A 489-nucleotide genomic window follows, 5' to 3' on the forward strand; every position below is an offset into this window, starting at 1 on the left:
CTGAGGCGACGACTGCGCCCACCAGCGACATCGCGAATTCCCTTCCAGCGAGGCATGGCCAGTCGGGCGACGAGGCAACGGTGCCTTGCCCGCACGCCCTCAGGGGCGCTTGCGAGTCGCCCCCAGCACGGCCTCGATCAACACCTCCATCTGCTGGCGCTGCTCCGCCGTCAGCTCCAGCTCCGCCAACACGAAGTAGGCGGTGCGCAGAACTTCGCGCCAGCGCGGCTTCTCCGGCAGCGTATCGAGGCTGAGGTAGCGGTCCATGGCGCGCACGCGCAGCCGGCCCTCATCAATCGTGATGCGCCAGACACCGCTGCGCTCGGCCAGATCAATCCGCGTCTTGCGGGTCAGGCGCTCCCACAGGTCCAGGCTGAGCTGCATCAGCGAGACCAGCAGGCCGCGGAAGCGCTGCTGCGGGTCCAGCGCATCGGGAAGCAGCGCCGCAGCCGGCAGGTCCTCCGCGTGCGCAGCAGCCGCGCGCAGCCC

General features: G+C 70.1%; 1 protein-coding gene. It reads right to left on the minus strand.

Annotation, left to right across the window (positions count from 1 at the left end; all coding sequences use genetic code 11):
* Positions 1-99 precede the first annotated feature (99 nt).
* Positions 100-489, minus strand: a 390-nt coding sequence (locus tag FLQ44_RS23800; protein WP_206208967.1) for a hypothetical protein, incomplete at its 5' end; no start/stop codon positions are given.

Origin of the sequence: Vogesella mureinivorans (genome assembly GCF_007644035.1) — a bacterium.
Taxonomy (GTDB): Bacteria; Pseudomonadota; Gammaproteobacteria; order Burkholderiales; family Chromobacteriaceae; genus Vogesella; species Vogesella mureinivorans.